Genomic DNA, 276 nt, shown 5'->3' with positions numbered 1-276 from the left:
GATGGTCGCTGACAACACATAGCTAGCGGTGTCGTTGCTATCATTGCCCGTATAAACAAGAACGGTTTTGCCGTCATCGCTCACCTTCACTGAAGTCTGTTCGTTATTGCTGGTTAAACTGTTCCAAACCACATTATTTTCAACGGCGGTATTAAAGGTGACAGATTCAACATCGTCACTGCCTTGAACAACGGCAACGGTTAAGTCCCCGCCGGTAATCGTTTGAACGCCTTGTGTTTCAGTGAAAGTAACATTGCTATCGGTCGCGGTTGCGAG

The 276-nt window shown here is 47.1% G+C and carries 1 protein-coding gene; it reads right to left on the bottom strand.

The genetic code is table 11. The features are described from left to right. Positions 1-276: hypothetical protein (locus tag AACW90_RS23015; protein ID WP_390239387.1), on the bottom strand; the 276-nt coding region annotated here is incomplete at both ends.

The sequence above is a fragment of the Vibrio frigidus genome (assembly GCF_042465995.1).
In the GTDB taxonomy this organism is placed as follows: domain Bacteria; phylum Pseudomonadota; class Gammaproteobacteria; order Enterobacterales; family Vibrionaceae; genus Vibrio.
The sequence above is the reverse complement of the archived record's forward strand: the minus strand, read 5'-3'. Positions and strand labels throughout refer to the sequence as shown.